Raw genomic sequence first — 17435 nt, 5'->3', positions numbered from 1 at the left:
TTATCAAGTTCGATAGTGATGAAATACTAAATAATAAAAAAGGCTCAACTTGAGCCTTTTTCCATTTTAATAGCACTTGTGTGGGCAAATTATGATTTATCAAGCTTGTTTAGGACTCGTTTAATAATGATTGCTGTTCCCATGCCGCCGCCAATACATAGAGAGGCCAGTCCATAGGTGAACTCCTGCTTTTGAAGTTCATAGAGTAAGGTTGTCAATACTCTACCACCAGAAGCGCCTAGAGGATGGCCAAGTGCAATGGCTCCACCATTGAGGTTTGTTTTATCATCAAACCAAGATAGCTCAGTGTTATGCTCTTCACTCAGAGCGTGCATCACTCCAATAGCTTGAGCTGCAAAGGCTTCGTTTAGTTCGAATAACTCAATCTGATTAAGTTTCATATCCGCGCGTGATAGCGCCTGCTTTATCGCGGGTACTGGACCGAGTCCCATAAAGGCTGGATCTAACCCACCTTGACCATAGCTAGTAATTTCAGCCAGTGGCTGCAAGTTGTATTTTTTAACCGCTTCTTCTGAGGCAATAACGAATGCTACCCCACCATCATTGATCCCTGACGAATTGCCAGCTGTCACCGAGCCCTCTTTTTTGAAAGCGGGTCTTAGCTTGGCTAAGCTCTCAATGGTGGCATCTGCTCTTGGGTATTCGTCGGTATCAAAGGTGAAGGTTTTTCTGCGCTGTGTCACTTCAATTGGGACTATCTCATCTTTGAAGCGGCCTGATTCAATTGCTGCACATGCTCGTTGCTGACTGCGAAGTGCAAATTCATCTTGTTGCTCGCGAGTGATCTCATACTTGCTAGCGATATTTTCAGCAGTAACACCCATGTGATACTGATTAAAGACGTCAGTGAGACCATCGTTTATCATCGAGTCGGTAAGCTCTTGATTGCCCATCTTGCTACCGAAGCGATTATTGCTACTTAGTAGATAGGGAGCACTAGACATGTTCTCCATACCCGCAGCAACAATAAGATCAGCATCTCCAGCTTTAATCTTTGTCGCAGCTTCGATAACCACTTTCATACCGCTGCCGCAGATCATATTGAGGGTATAAGCCGGAATTGTATCAGGAACTCCCGCATAGCGAGACGCTTGTCTACCAGGTCCCATTCCTTGACCTGCACTGAGTACGTTACCGACAATCACTTCATCAAGATACTCTGGTAAAACTTGAGACTGTGCCAATGCTGCTTTAATGGCTTCCCCACCAAGTTGGTGAGCAGGGACTGAAGCAAGTGTTCCGCCAAAACTACCAAGCGCCGTTCGCTTAGCACCTACAATAAATACTTTTTTCATACTTTTTCCTAAACTGAGTTATTTTGACACTAGAGTAACGCTTAATAATCGATGCTCGAGCAACACGTTATTGAATGTTATTCAGTTATATTACAAGACCTCCATCAATTTTTAGTGTCTGACCAGTGATGAAACTGGCACTGTCACTCGCAAGGAAAAGTACACCATTTGCAATATCTTCAGGCTTGCCCATACGTCCAAGTGGTGTTTTACTTTTCATAAAATTGAGTACTTTTTCTGGCAGCTCAATGGTCATAGGTGTTTCGATAAATCCAGGAGCCACACAGTTTGCGCGTACTTGTGCGCCCTTACGGGAAAACTCTTTAGCCCAACCTTTGGTCATGGTGATCACACCGCCTTTAGTGGCTGCATAGTTTGTCTGTCCGATATTACCGTCAGTACCAACAACAGAAGACATAGTAATGATTGAACCAGTACCATTTTCAATCATTAACGGCGCCACAGCTTGTGTCATATTGAACACACCTTTAAGGTTAACGTTGATGACCATATCCCAGTCATCCTCACTCATTTTGTTGAGCAAGTTGTCACGGGTAATGCCTGCATTATTGACCAATACATCAATTTTGCCATGTTCAGCTTTTAGTGTTTCGATTAGCGCTTGAATACCGTTGCGATCACAGACGTTAAGTTGCTTGGCTGATACATTACTGTATAAAGTTTCAAGGTCACGCATCGCTTCAAGGTTCATGTCACAAGCGTAAACCTTAAGCGCACCTTGTTTAGCGAAAGTTTCTACGATACAGCGGCCAATACCTTGTGCGCCACCAGTGACAATACAGATCTTGTTATTTAGCATAATTATTCCACCATTTTGAGAGTGAGCAAATGTCTACTAAGAAGCGATATTTGCTTAGATTTGAAACTATTTTAGGCGCAGGATCATTGAATGTTTAGCGTTAATGGAACAAAACACTATTGCAAAATAGGGATAAAAAACATTTCTCTACAATTTATATGGGATAGTGTTTGGTAATTGTGGGGTTATGCTTACGATATGGCTTTATAAGTGATGCTATCGGCATTAAGCTTCACTTGTTCAGCATGTATTTCAAACGGTTAATTTGTGATTGACCCCAACATTCATCAACAGTGAAGTCTCTATGCTAGATAAAATTGTCTATTTTTTGCATGTAGTTAGAACAGGATCTTTTAGTGATGCAGCCAAGCAGTATGGTATTTCTGCTTCAGCAGGTAGTCGTTGGATTATTGAGTTAGAGGATAATATGGGGGTGAGCTTGCTAAAGCGCTCAACTCGTAAAGTGGTTCCGACACAAGCAGGTGAGCGTCTGTTTGATCGCTTTTGTCATGTAAATACCGAGATTGATGACATTCTTACTGAGATCCAGAACTTAGGCAATGATGATAGAGGAGTTATTCGTATTGCCAGTACCCCTCTATTTGCCAATAAATTTCTCAGTAAAGTTGTGGGTGAGTATCTGTGTGAATATCCCTATGTCTCATTTAAGATTGTTGAAACCGCTTATGAGATGGATCATATCGGGGAGGTTGATTTTGCTATTCGTGCTAACGCGACTTATCAAGGCTACCAAGAAAAGGACAGTTTGTTGGTCAAGCGATCATTGCTCAGATATCCCCTTAAAGTGTGTTGTTCTCCAAGTTACATCGAACGTTTTTCTGTACCTCATACACCCGAAGAGCTAAAAAAGCATAATTGCTTATATGCGTCCACATTGGTTGGGGGGAATAAATGGGTCTTTGAGCGAGATGGTGAGTTTACAACGGTTGAGATCGCTCAAACTGTCGAGGTTGAAGACAGTGAATTCTTAAAAAGTGTCGCGTTAACGGGAGCTGGGATTGCTTATCTTCCTACCAGTTTAATACAGCAAGAGTTAGATGAGGGAGCGCTGGTGCCAATCCTAGATGATTACAGTAATAGCCATTTTGAATTTGGACTCTATTTTAGGCCAAGAAAGCAAATGCCAACTCGTTGTGTGAATTTTAAAGACTTTTTGATACGGCGGGTGACCGAGATAGCTGCAGAGTTAGAAAGCAGATGATCGTTGCACTCGGTTAGAAAATGGTGGGTGATATATTCCATAGCATAGGCGCTTATGCACCTACGCTAACGCTATTTAAAGTTATTTTTGCATAAATGGATCAGGATTTTCTGTTACCCAACCACTTCCATCCATCTAAAGTCTTAAGTACTTTGCTCCCTTTACTAAAGGGAACAGATATGTTGCCTAAATTCACCATTCCTTCAACGAAATACTCATCTGTTTTGTTGGGATCTTTCTCAAACTTGATTAACGAGACCTTGTAATCGTTAACATTGGCCATTTGGCTATATAAGATCGCTAAGAAGGCTGATTTATCATAGCCATTTTCAACAAAGTCTTCTGCATAGAAAGTGGCTATGCTGGCCTTATGCTGACTCACTAAAGCATGCTTGAACTTATTAAAAAAAGCGGTTACTTCTTCTGGTGGCACAATTACTGGCGGTTTATAAGTTGAGACTTTTTCAGCACCGGAGATCCTATCGCCAGCAAGAAATTTAATGACGTCTTGATTAAATTTTTCAGGAATATCTGTATGGATGAAATGGCCAACATTTGGATAAATTATCACTGTAGGCTCGTTATTATTACTTGCTAATTTGTCATACACGGGCTTAATGATGTCCCAACGTAAACTTTGCTGACCACTAAAAATGGTTGTTGGAATAAAAGGTTCTTTCTCACCATAAGTGATAAGCATTGGTGCTTTAATCTGATCAATCTTTTTAACTAGGCTTGTAGGGTCTTCAATGCGGACTTCAACGCCCATTGAATAGATATCTCTGATATAGGTTTCTGTGTATGACTTATATTCTTCAGCTGAATTATTAATCATATACTGACGATTTTGGGTTATATACTCTGTCATTGGAGTTTTATTGATAAAATATCCAGCTGGAGAATCCATTATCTCGCCGCTGTCAGGATTCCTTGCCTTAAAATAGTTAAACAATGCGATATCTTCTGCTGTTTTAACTTGTTCCTTTTTCAGGGTACTGCCCCAGATTTTCTCCCAATTATCATATGATGTTTGTTGTTCATCACCAAAAAATGACAGTCCAGCAATGTTTGTTGGAAACTCTTCCATACCACCGGAAGCTTCAAGTATTATTTTATTTACTTGCTCCGGATATGCTAAGGCATAACCTATTACCCACTGGCCTCCCATTGAGTGGCCGAGAAAGCTGGCTTTATTTACATTTAATTTATGTGTTAACAGATCATGAATGGCGCTACGGGTATCATCTAGTGAACGTGTCACTGGGTTCTCTAGGTTCCCTGGGATGGATTTACCATAATTGGGTAGGTCGGGCACAATGACACGGTAACCCTCAGTCAGTAAGGCATTCATTAGATCTGCAAAATAACCGCCATATACACCTTTACCATGGATTAGTACGACGGTCTCAGGTGTGATCTGGTCACCGGCATATTCGTCCATATAGGCAACTTGCCATTCAAGCCCCGAGTCATCTTTCACCTGCGCATATTGCACAGCAAACGGATAAGTAACACAGTCTTGCCAATAGCTACCGTCACATTCTTGTGTCACGCTTAAAGCTTGCATATTCTTCACTGGATATTGAGTCGTTGTACAGCCTGCTAAAAGTGTGAACAGTGATAATGAGAGTAGGTGAAACTTGATACTTCTATTCATTTTATAGACCCTAGTTATTATTTAATAAAAGTTAGAACTTGATGACTGATGTCGTCAAGTTGATCGATAAACAATGAGTGTCCACTATTAGGATATGTTTTTATTGTGATAGGGATCTCAAGATCCGTTATCATTTTATGGGTGTGTAGCGCGGTATCTATCGAAATAATCAGGTCATCCTCACCGTGTAAAATTAAAGTCGGTGTCTTAAATTGATGAATTTGGCCCGTGCCATTAATAACACCGTTAAAATCGTGAGTTAAATTGAAGATGGATAATGAAAAATAGATATCGGCTAAGTTGACTTGTGTTAACACATCATCAATTAGTAATTCGTAGTCTTGTGCGGTTGGTTTATTATGGTTATAGACCACCATATCCCATAAGCCACGTACAAAATCCTTATCTTTATTTTTGAATGCAGTGAAAATAGGCGCAAACATTGGATCATCTAATATTGCTTGTTTACTTTTAAGGTAATCTCCTTGCCCCCCGTTGGCCTTAATCGGATAGCCATCCATTCCTATGCTGCTAATGAGTACGAGTTGACTGATTTTTTCGCTATGATTGATACAGTGTTGAATTGCAACTCCTCCACCGGTAGACCAACCCGCGATGGCATAGGATTCTATATTGAGTTGTTTGAGTAGATTTGCAATATCATCAGAGAGATCATTCAAGCTGGAAATGGGGTTTTTATAGCTAGACAGGCCAAATCCCCGCATATCAGGAGCAATAACCCTTAACTTTGAAGAGATAGATTTCATAAACTCTTCAAGATGAAAAGACGAGGTCATATTACCATGTAATATAACTAAAACTGGCCCTGTACCACATTCTCTATAATAAATCTGTTCACCATTCGTTAAGATCACTTTTTCAGTATTTATTTGTTGGCACATAGACTTGCTCCTAATATTATTAACTGAAAGTTCGCTAATAATATCTGTGTTTTCATTTCTTAGTTACCCTATTAACATCCCGTTAATGAAAAAAAGAATCCCGAATTTATTAGATAAGAAAGTTTTGCAATTGGTTAATATGGTTGTGTGTTGTTAACGGTATTAAGGTGTTAAAAATGCGTAACAAAATCGTCATTATTTTTTGGGTGCTATCAATATCACTTATATCAACTAATGCTTATTCAGTAGAATGTAATAATCACAATGGATTTGTTTGTTCAGATTCAAATTATCAATTTTCGGATAATTTCGTAGACCAAGATAAATATATTGACGGTGGATTTGGCGGCGGAAACTGTCAGGCAAGTAAAACACCAATTATATTTCTCCATGGTAATGGAGACAATGCCATCGGTTGGGCTTTGCCACCAAGTGTTCAACCTGAAAACTACCCGCAAGTCCCATTTTCTGTTTATGAGTCATTTAAACAAGCTGGCTACAATGACTGTGAATTGTTCGGGTTAACTTATCTTTCTAACGAGCAGCGCCAATCTCCTCAGCTTAATTACCATGACGCAGTTCCGCAACAAACTATTGCTCAATTTATTGAGGATGTCCTGATATATACGGGCCAGAATAAGGTCAATATAGTGGCTCATTCTCTAGGGGTTTCATTAGCTATTTCAAGTCTACATAAACATCACGCTTGGAACAAAGTTGACCGATTTATTAATATTGGTGGTGCAATTAGGGGGTTAGAGTCGTGTCTCTATATTGGATATGCGAATGCTCTCATTCCAACTTGTGGTAGCCAAAACCTATATGAGGCGAACACTTTTGGACTCTATCCTGATAATGGCAGCTTTTCACCAATATGGGGAAAGAATGCTTGGACTGGTAATAATGATTCCCTCAGTATGCGCCATTTTCCTTCACAGGTACTCGGTAGTCGATTCTACAGTTTGACTGCGGGGCTACACGACCAAATCCACTGTACAACAATGTCGGGACAGAGAACTTGTGTTAATGGGGCACTATTCACACCTGACAGCAATGTTATTGCACAACTACAACTGGGAGCGGGCACGACAGCAAGTGCACTTGACTTCAATTTTAGTGATTTAAGTCCTTATAACTTATCCGGTGGGGATCTGGATGGCGTTGGACATTTTAATAGCAAAATAAACAGCGGTGCCATATTGGTCGAGATGCTGACAAGTGACTGTGAAGGTATTACTTGCGCTATCAACTATCTGAGTGGTCCGGTCAGCAATGCGCTTTAAATTACACTCTGTTAAATATAAAAATACTAATAAAATCAGGAAAATTGGAAATGAATAATATGAGAACTAAATTAACAAAAATAGCTTTGGCTTGCTCTTTAGGATTGATATCTCCGGCTTTAATTGCGGCATCAGTGGAAATTGAGAACGTGGGTAAAATTGAATATAAAGCCGACGCATTCATAAAAGCTTACAACGTTGATAACGGTGAGGGTAATTTTAATACTGGTGACAGTATAAACGGTGCTCAATCGCAAGTAAGATTCACTCTTAATGTTACAAACGAAACCGGTTGGTCGATTAATACCCGTTTGCTCGGCTTCTATGATTGGGCTGGGGATCGTCGTCATAGTGGAGGCTCTGGTAATGACTATACCAGTGACGATAATCTTGACTCCTTGTCATTAGATGTCGCTTATCTCGAATATAAAGGTGAAGATGGATGGTTATTTCGTGCTGGTCGCCAAGAGGCTAGCTGGGCTTATGGCTTTAATATTGCCGATGATCGGAGGGATCGAATCCTCGCAATGAAAACCTATATGACCGATGGTGGTTATGTTGGTTTACTTGGTTTGTATGATCTGCGCTTCTCCGAGGATTTTTCTGATAATAGCCTGGAAGATTTTTCGACCGGTGATCTTAATATGTATGCCCTAGCAGCAATCGGTAATCAAAATGGTCTTGACTGGGGGATGTTATGGTCATATTTTGATGGTGAATCAGCACCGAGTGATTTTTCTGAAATATCAAATCCTTATTATATTAAAAACTTCCATAATATCTCCCCATATCTAGGTAAAACGATTGGGAAATTTTCATTTAAAACGGCTGCAAACATTAATTTATCAGATGCCAATGACGATGATGCCATCTATTTTTGGGGGAACAATAGCTGGGCTGCATTCTTAGAGGCTGGCTATCAGATCACACCTGAATTTCAGTTGCAGGCTCAAATTGCAGGGATCGGTGATGGTGGACAAGTGGGAAGAGGGTGGGACAGTTACTCAATGCTGATCAACAACTCACCTAGAAACGAGATAAACCCGACTCGTACTGAATTCTTTGGCGGTTTAGGTGATTTTAATGGCAACGCGGGTAAAGATGGAGTCATCTATGGTTTAAGAGCAAATTGGCACCATTCTGATGAACTTGAATTTACGGTTGCTGTTGGGCGAATGGAGTTAGACTTATACAACGCCGACCTACATAGTGTGTTGCCTGAAAACTATCGAGATAATACATACGGTACTTTTTATGATGTAAAAGCCCTGTACAAATTCAGCAAAGGTAACACTATAGAACTTAGGGCTGGTCATGCAGATGAAGATATCGATGATACCGCTGTTATGACAACGCTACGAGTCAGCTTTGGCTAGTATTGGTTAATATAGTAATTGAGCAAAAGAGCTGGTATAGAGATATTATATAGCAGCTCTTTATTTCGATATTTTTCTCAATTCAACTCATCAAAATATGAATAGTGTCCTCTTAAATAATAAGTAATCTAACTATTGTTAAATTAGTCATGTCTATTTTCGATTTATCTATCTACTTGAAACGTGTGTAAAACAATCAACCTCACATTATCCCATTTTTGCAATTATCCTTTCATCTTTTGTCTATTTCCTCATTAATCTATGGGGCTTAAACTTTAGTCATTACCTAAGAGCTATTTTGTCAAAAGGCTATTAGACGGTCGAATTAATGGTTTTGAAGGAAAATATTATGAAAGTGAAAGTACTGACAGCAACGCAGGCAGCATCTTTGATTAAGGATGAAGATAAAGTGATTTTAGGCGGCTTTATCGGTGCAGTTGTTCCCGAAGCAATAGAGAAAGCCATCGGTGAGCGATTCCTAAGCTCTGGCCACCCTAAAGCATTAGAACTCTACTTTACCGCGGGCCAAGGTGACGGTTCCACTAAAGCCGCTAACCATATGGCGCACCAAGGGATGGTCAAAATGGCTATGGGTGGCCACTGGGGACTTATCCCTCGCTTACAAAAGCTTGTTAATGAAAATTTAATTCAAGCCTACAACTTTCCTCAGGGGGTCATCGCACAGCTGTTGCGTGATTCTGCAGCTGGCAAGCCTGGCACTATTTCACATGTTGGGCTTGGTACTTTTATCGACCCACGTATTGATGGTGGCAAGATTAATAGTGTAACCAAAGAGGAACGCGTGTCTGTAATGAACATAGATAACAATGATTATCTATTTTATAAGCGCATGGATGCCAATGTTGCTCTGCTTAGAGGTACGACAGCCGATGAAAATGGCAATATTACCATGGAGGATGAGTGCCTTTTCTTAGAAAACTTAGCTGCAGCTCAGTTAGTGACTAATATGGGCGGCACAGTAATTGTGCAGGTTAAACGTATTGTAAAAGTCGGTGAGTTAGATCCACAGCAGGTGCGTATACCAGGTATTTTTGTTAATGCAGTCGTGGTGAACACCGACGAAGAACACCATATGCAAACCTTTGCTGAGGACATGAATCCAGCCTATTGTGGACGTGGGGAGCAAGGTGATGATAAGCAGGTACCTAGGGTTTTAGATGCTAAAAAAATTATTGCTCGCCGCGCTGCGATGGAGTTAAAAAGAGGGGCCATTCTCAATTACGGTATTGGTGCGCCAGAGGTGATTGCTAGTGTGACCGATGAAGAGGGCATAACTGATCAGATGATTGCCACTGTTGAGCCCGGAGCCATTGGTGGTACGCCTGCTGGTGGTTTGAGCTTCGGCGCATCGGCATTTCCTGAGGCTATCATTACCCAAGATCAGATGTTTGATTTTTACGATGGTGGTGGTATTGACCAAGCGTTTTTGGGGTTAGCGGAATGTGATGAAAATGGCGATCTTAACGTGTCCAAATTTGGATCGAAAATCGCTGGTTGTGGTGGTTTTATCAATATCACTCAAAATGCTAAGGAGGTATTTTTCTGTGGCACCTTTACCGCAGGAAAACTGCAGATAGAGACGGGGAGTGGCGAGCTTGAGATCGTTAAAGATGGTCATATCTGCAAGCTTATTCCAAAAGTGGCTCAGATCACTTTTGCCGCCGATGTCGCAAGAAAAAATGGCAAAAAAGTCCTCTACATTACCGAGAGAGCCGTATTCAAGCTGGCTGAAAAAGGTATTGAGCTTATCGAAATAGCCCCCGGTGTTGATCTAGATAAAGACATTTTGCAAAAAATGGATTTCATGCCAAGCATTAGTGCCAATCTAAAAGTGATGGACAGACGTATCTTCATTGATGCTCCGATGGGACTCACATTGGGTGACAAGCACTTCAGCTCCCAAATTGACACCGCAGCGTAAGCATTAAAGCACAAATAGGTAAGTAGTATGAGTTACACAATTGAACAGTTACATCTTGGGCAGAAAGCTCGTTTTGAGAAAACCATCACAGAGACAGATGTTCAGCTTTTTTGTGGTGTGAGTGGTGATATTAACCCTGTGCATGTCAGTGATCTTGCGGGTAAAGATAGTGTATTTGGTGCACGAGTTGCCCACGGAATATTAGTGTCAGGTTTAACCTCTGCAGTACTTGGAATGCAGTTACCTGGTCCTGGAACTATCTATTTAGGACAAGAATTGCGCTTTAAAGCACCTGTGTATATCGGCGATACAATAAGAGCTGAAGTGACGGTAGATGAGATCATTAGCGACAAGAATATCGTCAAGCTTAAAACACAAAGTATTAATCAGAACGGCGTAGTCGTGATCGAAGGTGTAGCAACTGTAATGCCTCCCAAAGCCGTTTAGCAGACTAAATCTAGGAACTTTTATGATTATCGAACCCATTGTTAAAGGTGTTGTTGCACGTAACTCACATCCAGCAGGTTGTAAGCAATCCATCTTAAACCAGATTAACTATGTTAAATCAGCGAAAGCCATCGAGTCAGGTGCTAGAAAAGTATTGATTTTAGGTGCTTCTTCAGGTTTTGGACTGGCATCAAGAGTGTCATTGGCTTTTGGCGGAGCATCCGCTGACACCATAGGAGTGTCATTTGAGCGTGGTCCCAGTGAAAAAGGTGTCGGCAGTGCAGGTTGGTATAACAACATCTATTTTCGTGAGCAGGCGGAGCAGGCAAGCCTAATCGCTAAAAACTTTGTTGGTGATGCGTTTTCCCCCGCTATGCGTGCTCAGGTGATTGAGTATATTCGCACCGAGTTTGGTGGCAAGGTTGACCTTGTTGTTTATAGCTTAGCAACGGGCATTAGACCTAATCCTGAAACCGGTGGTATGTGGCGTTCAAGTATCAAAACTGTCGGTGAGCCGGTAACAGGGCCAACGATCAATATTGAAACTGATACTATGGAGCTGATGACAGTAGGTACTGCGACAGAGCAGGAGATCTTTGATACAGAGAAGGTGATGGGGGGGGAAGACTGGGAAAGCTGGATAGACATTCTATCTGAAGCGGGTGTGCTGGCAACGGGATGTAAGACACTTGCCTACTCCTATATCGGCGGTAAGAGCACTTATCCTATCTACCACCAAGGTACTTTAGGGCGTGCTAAGACACATCTGCATGCCACGGGGAATAAGCTCAACGACAAGCTGAGTGCTATCGGTGGCAGTGCTCATGTATCAGTATGTAAGGCGTTAGTCACCAAGGCGAGTGTTTACATTCCTGCATTTTCTCCTTATATCCTTGCGCTGTATCGAGTCATGAAGCGCAAGGGAACTCATGAGACCTGTATTGAGCAGATGCAAAGGCTCTTTGCTGATCGTGTATATGGCACTGCAGACATTCCAGTTGATAAAGATCGATTAATTCGTGTTGATGACTGGGAACTCGATGTTTCGGTGCAACAAGAAGTTGATAAGTTGATGGCTAAGATCACTCCAGATAATTTTGCTGAAATGGGTGACTATAAAGGATATAAGGCTGAGTTTATGCAGCTAAATGGCTTTGGTTTTCCAGAGGTAGATTATCAGGCGCGTGTTGATTTTGATTCACTCACTCGACTACAGCCTTAAGTAAAGTATGCAATAGACTAAACCATTATTGACCACATAAAGCACTGAATGGAGACATTCGGTGCTTTTTTATATGGCAATCTAAATAGTCAATGATATAAAGACGTTAAACTGTGAGCAAGATGGAAGTTGGTGTGAAAAAATGAGAGTGAACTGAGATCCCCAATGCAATTGTATATTGCGAAATCGGGAAGATCGTCATGATTATTATTGGGTACTATAGGAGTCAGTTAAAAATAATATCTTTATATACTGGGGTCTAAAATGACAAGAAAACATCTAATTGAGATGATAATTTTTATGACATATGCGCTTTTCGCTATGTCTTGGGTAGCAGGCTCTATGATGACAACAGATATCATGAGTTATTATGAAATTGAGGGGATTGCTGCAGCGACTTGGATGACCAATGCTATTACCATTGCCAAGATCATTGGTAATTTAGCGGCTGCTTGGCTATTGGTGAAGATGGGCCCTAAGAAAGCCTTTACTTTCGCTTCTATTTTGATTGTTTTAGGTGCACTCGGTGCTTTTGCATCAAGTTATCCACTGTACGTTATCTCTCGATTAGTGATGGGGTTCGGTGGTGCATTCGTTATTGTTTACTTCAACCCTATCGTAGTGAAGTATTTTTCTGCTGAAGAGCGTCCGATGATCAACGGTATCAATGCCGCGGCGTTTAACACAGGTAACCTTCTTGCTATTCTACTAACAGGTACCTTGATAGCTAACTTTCAGACTTGGCAGAATGTTATTTTGGTCATCTCGTTAGCCAGTTTTGTTGTATTAGTTATCTGGTGGTTTGTCAGTGATGATTTCTCTCTTGATGGGGGCGCTAAGGGGGGAGCTGTAAAGGAGACTTATACATTAAAAGATGGTTTTAAAGACCCTATTAATTTCTGGCTTCCTATCGCTTACTCAGGTTTGTTGTTTTGCTATATCTCAGTATTTGCACTTTTCCCTATGGTTCCAAGCTTTGCAGCAGAGGCTAAATATCTATCATCGATTATGATTGGTGCCGGTATGGTGGGAACTATTGCTGGTATTATCACAGCTAAACGCTATCCATTTCGTGTCCCTGTTATCCGTTACTGTGGTTTAGCTATGACCGCATTTGCTGCGCTTATGATCACGACCTCAAGTGCCGATGTTGCTTATTTCGCCGCATTTATGGCTGGTTTCTTTATGTTTGTCCCCATGACTGCGCTAATCACCCTTCCACAGGAGTTACCTAATATGACGCCTGCACGTATTACAGTGGTCTTCGGTATGTTCTGGTCACTCTCTTATGCGATTGAAACAGGGCTAATGTATATTGCTGGCGTCTTAGCGGATGTGACTGGGAACATCGCGATATCTGCAACCTTTGCTGTTGCTTGCTCTTCAACCTTCTTCCTTGCCAGTTTCTTCCTGCCTGAGACCGGCAAGAAAAAACTGGCGATACCATCTGCTACAGCTAAAAAAGCGTAAGGGGAACAATATGAGAAATGTCAGTGAAAAGTTAAAGCCTTGGCTAGAAAATTTCAATCAACAGGTTGCTATATTAGTTGAAAATGGCTTTAAGCCCACAGCAACCAACGCACGGGAAGGACTGGCTAATCTGACGAAAGGCCTAGTGACAGATATTCCTGAGATCGCTTGGGTTGCAGATGATCTTGTAATGAACGAACAGTACAATGTTCCTGTTCGAATTTATCATCCAGCCCCAGAACAAAAGCTACCTGTAATTGTGTACTTCCATGGTGGTGGGCATATGGCAGGAAGTATCACGGTTTACGATCCCATTTGCCGTAAGCTTGCCAATGCAACGCAGCATATCGTCGTGTCGGTAGATTATCGACTAGCCCCAGAGTGTCGATATCCAGCAGGTGTTAATGATGGCTATGCGGTGATGCAAAATATCTGGGCTACACTTGATTTGCGTGAGATCAATTACCTTAAAGTGTTATCGGTTGTCGGAGATTCTGGCGGCGGCGCACTCGTGGCCAGTGTGGCTAGTCGTGCTCAGTTTGATGAGTCTGTAACCATTAAAAAACAGGTTATGATCTACCCAAGCCTAGATTACACTATGGATAGCCCTTCAATGGAGCAAAATGGGGTAGGTTACTTATTACAGAAAGGTAAAATTGGCTGGTACTTCGATAATTACTTTAGTGCAACAGATGATAGAGTCAAAGCCTCACCATTGTACGGTGACATCACCAAAGCGCTACCTGAAACCTTGGTGTTTACCGCAGAGTTTTGTCCATTAAGAGATGAAGGTCAATCTTACTGTCAGAAGGTTAATGAAGCTGGTGGTAAGGCTGAGCTTATTCATTTTGATGATATGATCCATACCTTCATGAATATGGAAGATCTCGTTAAAGAGGAGTGTGAGCAGGTTTATCGTTTAATAGGTGAGTTTTTGAATCGTTAGAAGAACAATTTAATAACCATTGACTAGGCTGATTAGCAATATCTACTCAGCCTTTTTATTATGAAGGATTCGAAAGCTTTCATTGGTCAAGTTTCGGACCTCTATCTCTGCATTACTTGGGATTAAAATGGGTAAGTAATGCTCAATGTTCTTTGAATTGAAACCACAGACAAGCAATGAATAGATCATCTAATTAGTGAGATGAGTATTAGTATAGTAATCTGTAAATGATGAAAACTTAGTACTAATTAAAACTTAATATGACCAACTCCTCCTCTTTGACTGTTACTGGACGCATTCTAACGCGGCACCTCAGAGTTTGTTCTGGCGAACTTAGCTTTCACTATTATATAAAGACCCACTCAGGTCCTGTTCTCGTTAACGTGCCACATGGGGAATATGTCTGCTTTTGCTCAACAGAGCAGGTGGGGATGCTTGAATCGCATTTTGGAACGGCAAAATTCAGAGTTCAACACCTTCCGCTTAAAAGCTTTGCTCATGAGCCTGTTTCGGCAATATATTGCCATTCATCGCAGCGTTTTCGCATGCTGATCCGTACGGCCACAGATCTTAACATTTGCCTATTTGAAACGGATATTCGACCGGAGCATCGTTTTCTTATTGAGCGTTATATTGCGCTTGATGTTGAATTTGCTGGCGACTTTATCAACATTGATTCAAGTTTCCCCCAGTTTTCAGCTAAACGAGCCCGTAAATGTTCACTCGATATTCCTCTTAAGGCTATCTCATTAGACTTTGAATGTAGCATGTCAGGTGTGTTGTACTCAGTTGGACTATATGGGGTTCATAACGCTGTACCCTACAGTAAAGTTATTATGATCTCAGACTGTGACAGTCACAGAAAAACTGCGGGGCCTGAGTATATCGAGTGGGTGGATAGTGAAGTGGCTCTGATCCATAAACTCATTGCTTGGTTTGAAGATTATGATCCGGACATTATTATCGGCTGGGCAGTGGTGACTTTTGATCTTGCCCTGCTTTTTAGAAGAGCAAATCATCATGGCATTAAACTGGCAATTGGCAGAGGTGGAGAGGCTCTTTCCTGGAAGGTACAGGATAAATATCGTCCAGAAACCCTATCACTACCTGGGCGCGTGGTACTTGATGGTATCGATTGGCTTAGAGCCGCTTTTTATCAATTTGACAGTTTTTCGTTAGAGAATGTCTCTCGAGCTCTACTTGATGAAGGAAAAGCGTTACCCAGTGGCGAAAAGGGGATAGATAACCGAGGAGGAGAGATAACAGAGTTATTTAAAAATGATAAAACAGCGCTGGCTCATTATAACTTGACCGATTGCCGCCTTGTTTGGGAGATATTTGAAAAAACAGAACTTTTTGAGTTTGCCATTGAGCGTTCAAGATTGACAGGGCTAGAATTGGGACGAGTTGGCGGTTCAGTTGCTGCATTTAATAATCTTTATTTGCCCCATCTACACAGAGCTGGATTTGTTGCTCCCCCTATGGCGACCAGTCAAGGGCTAGAGAGTCCGGGTGGGTATGTGATGGACTCTCTGCCTGGATTGTATCAAAACATCGTAGTACTTGATTTTAAGAGTCTGTACCCCTCAATTATCCGAACTTTTATGATTGACCCCAAAGGTCTAGTTCAAGGATTGACTATGCCTGAGTCAGAAACTGTTGCTGGTTTTCTTGGTGGACGATTTAGTCGAGAAGATCCTATTCTTCCTCAGCTTATCAAAACATTATCGGAACACAGAGAAAAGGCAAAACGGGAGAGGAATGCACCTCTTTCTCAAGCGATTAAAATCATCATGAACTCACTCTATGGGGTGTTAGGTTCGAGAGGGTGCGTGTTTCATGATGCCAGGCTTGCGAGTTCTATTACTTTAAGAGGGCATGAGATCATGAAACAGACCAAGGTCTGGATAGAGGAGTGTGGCTATCAGGTGATCTACGGTGATACCGATTCAACGTTTGTTTGGTTGGGCGCTGATCCCCTTGATTTTGATGTTGACGTTGTTGCTAAAGGACTCGTTGAAAAGGTCAATAGCAAGTGGCAGCACAAACTAGCGGCAACAATGAACATAGAATGTTTTTTGGAGCTTGAATATGAATCCCATTATGAACAGTTTTTTATGCCGACCTTAAGAGGTTCAATAGAGGGATCTAAAAAGCGTTACGTCGGTGCCTATACTAAACCGGATGGTGAACTGAAGTTAACCTTTAAAGGAATGGAGCAGGTACGAAGTGATTGGAGTCCATTGGCAAGACGGGTTCAAGAAGCGCTTTATTACCGCTTGTTTACTAAGCAAGATGTAACTGTTTTTCTACTGGATGTTATTAATGACCTTCTGGCGGGAAAACTAGATAGTGAACTGATATTTTCTAAGAGGCTGCGCAGAGACATTTGTGACTACACAGCTAAATCATCACCTCACGTTAAAGCTGCGCAAATTCAATATCAGTTATCGGGCTTGGAGAGCTTGTCAAAGAAGGGGACTCGTATTGATTACCTAATGACCATTAATGGCGCTGAGCCAGTAAAATATAGGCAAGCCAAAATAGATTATCAATACTATATAGAGAAACAGCTTGGACCAATAGCTGATCCTATTCTTACCATATTGGGAGAAAATTTCTCGAATCTGATATCGAAACAGCTCCCGTTAATTTAAAGTGTTGCTTCTTAATTAATCTAATGCCTTGTGTTGCCACTTGGTTGGCTTATTGCTACCGATTGGTTTGTTTAGCTAATTCCTATGATAAATGCTTTGTTTTTGTGATTTTCTGCTTTGAGAGAAAGATGATCGTTTGTTAATCTTGCAAAGAAGTAGGATAGAAATAAAACAA

Annotated in this window: 13 protein-coding genes; 9 read left to right on the top strand and 4 right to left on the bottom strand. The window is 41.3% G+C overall.

Features of this window, described 5'->3' with window-relative positions; translation table 11 throughout:
• Positions 1–89: 89 nt before the first annotated feature.
• Positions 90–1316 (bottom strand): acetyl-CoA C-acetyltransferase, encoded by a 1227-nt coding sequence (locus HWQ47_RS17210; RefSeq protein ID WP_269967292.1) that lies wholly within the window; start codon positions 1314–1316, stop codon positions 90–92.
• Between the two features lie 85 nt (positions 1317–1401).
• A complete protein-coding gene (locus tag HWQ47_RS17205) occupies positions 1402–2136 on the bottom strand; it encodes a beta-ketoacyl-ACP reductase (protein ID WP_269967291.1) in 735 nt (244 codons plus the stop codon).
• 304 nt (positions 2137–2440) lie between these two features.
• On the opposite strand from HWQ47_RS17205, the gene HWQ47_RS17200 reads away from it, so the two are divergent.
• Positions 2441–3358 carry a LysR family transcriptional regulator gene (locus HWQ47_RS17200; RefSeq protein WP_269967290.1) on the top strand — a complete coding sequence of 306 codons (918 nt, stop codon included), beginning with the start codon at positions 2441–2443 and terminating at the stop codon, positions 3356–3358.
• 100 nt (positions 3359–3458) lie between these two features.
• On the opposite strand, the gene HWQ47_RS17195 is transcribed toward HWQ47_RS17200, so the two are convergent.
• Positions 3459–5015: an alpha/beta hydrolase gene (locus HWQ47_RS17195; protein ID WP_269967289.1), complete on the bottom strand. Its 1557-nt coding sequence runs from the start codon at positions 5013–5015 to the stop codon at positions 3459–3461.
• Between the two features lie 17 nt (positions 5016–5032).
• The gene (phaZ, locus tag HWQ47_RS17190) at positions 5033–5917 is read right to left on the bottom strand and encodes an intracellular short-chain-length polyhydroxyalkanoate depolymerase (protein WP_269967288.1); all 885 of its coding nucleotides are present in this window, start codon (positions 5915–5917) and stop codon (positions 5033–5035) included.
• 176 nt (positions 5918–6093) lie between these two features.
• Between phaZ and phaZ7 the strand changes: the two genes are divergently transcribed.
• The 8 genes from phaZ7 (at position 6094) to HWQ47_RS17150 (ending at position 17260) form a co-directional block, all read left to right on the top strand.
• Positions 6094–7200: an extracellular native short-chain-length polyhydroxyalkanoate depolymerase PhaZ7 gene (gene phaZ7 / locus HWQ47_RS17185; protein ID WP_269967287.1), complete on the top strand. Its 1107-nt coding sequence runs from the start codon at positions 6094–6096 to the stop codon at positions 7198–7200.
• Between the two features lie 59 nt (positions 7201–7259).
• Positions 7260–8576, top strand: coding sequence for a hypothetical protein (locus HWQ47_RS17180; RefSeq protein WP_269967286.1), 1317 nt, complete (start codon positions 7260–7262; stop codon positions 8574–8576).
• A gap of 349 nt (positions 8577–8925) precedes the next feature.
• Complete coding sequence (locus HWQ47_RS17175; RefSeq protein WP_269967285.1) at positions 8926–10518, top strand: acyl CoA:acetate/3-ketoacid CoA transferase; 1593 nt, start codon at positions 8926–8928, stop codon at positions 10516–10518.
• Positions 10519–10545: 27 nt separating this feature from the next.
• Positions 10546–10965 (top strand): MaoC family dehydratase, encoded by a 420-nt coding sequence (locus tag HWQ47_RS17170; RefSeq protein WP_269967284.1) that lies wholly within the window; start codon positions 10546–10548, stop codon positions 10963–10965.
• A 22-nt stretch (positions 10966–10987) separates the two neighbouring features.
• Positions 10988–12187, top strand: a complete 1200-nt coding sequence (fabV, locus tag HWQ47_RS17165) for an enoyl-ACP reductase FabV (protein WP_269967283.1) — start codon at positions 10988–10990, stop codon at positions 12185–12187.
• A gap of 264 nt (positions 12188–12451) precedes the next feature.
• Complete coding sequence (locus tag HWQ47_RS17160) at positions 12452–13657, top strand: MFS transporter (RefSeq protein ID WP_269967282.1); 1206 nt, start codon at positions 12452–12454, stop codon at positions 13655–13657.
• A 10-nt stretch (positions 13658–13667) separates the two neighbouring features.
• Positions 13668–14603: an alpha/beta hydrolase gene (locus HWQ47_RS17155; RefSeq protein ID WP_269967281.1), complete on the top strand. Its 936-nt coding sequence runs from the start codon at positions 13668–13670 to the stop codon at positions 14601–14603.
• A gap of 260 nt (positions 14604–14863) precedes the next feature.
• Positions 14864–17260 (top strand): DNA polymerase II, encoded by a 2397-nt coding sequence (locus tag HWQ47_RS17150; RefSeq protein ID WP_269967280.1) that lies wholly within the window; start codon positions 14864–14866, stop codon positions 17258–17260.
• The last annotated feature ends 175 nt before the right edge of the window (positions 17261–17435 follow it).

This window comes from Shewanella sp. MTB7 (assembly GCF_027571385.1).
Lineage (GTDB): Bacteria > Pseudomonadota > Gammaproteobacteria > Enterobacterales > Shewanellaceae > Shewanella.
Note: the sequence above shows the minus strand (reverse complement) of the source record. Positions and strands in the feature narration are given on the sequence as shown.

Coding starts and splice junctions, on each gene's coding strand:
- HWQ47_RS17200 (WP_269967290.1), top strand. CDS start 2,441: ATGCTAGATAAAATTGTCTATTTTTTGCATGTAGTTAGAACAGGATCT.
- HWQ47_RS17205 (WP_269967291.1), bottom strand. CDS start 2,136: ATGCTAAATAACAAGATCTGTATTGTCACTGGTGGCGCACAAGGTATT.
- HWQ47_RS17210 (WP_269967292.1), bottom strand. CDS start 1,316: ATGAAAAAAGTATTTATTGTAGGTGCTAAGCGAACGGCGCTTGGTAGT.
- HWQ47_RS17170 (WP_269967284.1), top strand. CDS start 10,546: ATGAGTTACACAATTGAACAGTTACATCTTGGGCAGAAAGCTCGTTTT.
- phaZ (WP_269967288.1), bottom strand. CDS start 5,917: ATGTGCCAACAAATAAATACTGAAAAAGTGATCTTAACGAATGGTGAA.
- phaZ7 (WP_269967287.1), top strand. CDS start 6,094: ATGCGTAACAAAATCGTCATTATTTTTTGGGTGCTATCAATATCACTT.
- HWQ47_RS17195 (WP_269967289.1), bottom strand. CDS start 5,015: ATGAATAGAAGTATCAAGTTTCACCTACTCTCATTATCACTGTTCACA.
- HWQ47_RS17155 (WP_269967281.1), top strand. CDS start 13,668: ATGAGAAATGTCAGTGAAAAGTTAAAGCCTTGGCTAGAAAATTTCAAT.
- HWQ47_RS17160 (WP_269967282.1), top strand. CDS start 12,452: ATGACAAGAAAACATCTAATTGAGATGATAATTTTTATGACATATGCG.
- fabV (WP_269967283.1), top strand. CDS start 10,988: ATGATTATCGAACCCATTGTTAAAGGTGTTGTTGCACGTAACTCACAT.
- HWQ47_RS17175 (WP_269967285.1), top strand. CDS start 8,926: ATGAAAGTGAAAGTACTGACAGCAACGCAGGCAGCATCTTTGATTAAG.
- HWQ47_RS17150 (WP_269967280.1), top strand. CDS start 14,864: ATGACCAACTCCTCCTCTTTGACTGTTACTGGACGCATTCTAACGCGG.
- HWQ47_RS17180 (WP_269967286.1), top strand. CDS start 7,260: ATGAGAACTAAATTAACAAAAATAGCTTTGGCTTGCTCTTTAGGATTG.